This is a genomic window from Hwanghaeella sp. 1Z406 (assembly GCF_048892425.1).
In the GTDB taxonomy this organism is placed as follows: domain Bacteria; phylum Pseudomonadota; class Alphaproteobacteria; order UBA8366; family Aestuariispiraceae; genus Pacificispira.
This window is the reverse complement of the sequence record NZ_JBLZHU010000042.1, coordinates 1-305: the sequence shown is the minus strand read 5'-3', so window position 1 is coordinate 305 and position 305 is coordinate 1. Positions and strand designations below refer to the sequence as shown.

Below are 305 nucleotides of genomic sequence, written 5' to 3'. Positions count from 1 at the left end.
GCAGAATGGCTCCCGCAAAGAAGGGTGGCGAGAAGAAGAAGGGCCGTTCTGCCATCAACGAGGTGGTGACCCGAGAATACACCATCAACATTCACAAGCGCATCCATGGAGTGGGCTTCAAGAAGCGTGCTCCTCGGGCACTCAAAGAAATCCGGAAATTTGCCATGAAGGAGATGGGGACTCCGGATGTGCGCATTGATACCAGGCTCAATAAAGCCGTCTGGGCCAAAGGAATAAGGAATGTTCCATACCGTATCCGTGTACGTTTGTCCAGAAAACGTAATGAAGATGAGGACCCACCAAAC

1 protein-coding gene is annotated in these 305 nt (G+C 51.5%); it reads left to right on the top strand.

All coding sequences use genetic code 11. The features are described from left to right. Positions 1-305: hypothetical protein (locus ACOSDR_RS20280; RefSeq protein WP_420732353.1), on the top strand; the 305-nt coding region annotated here is incomplete at both ends.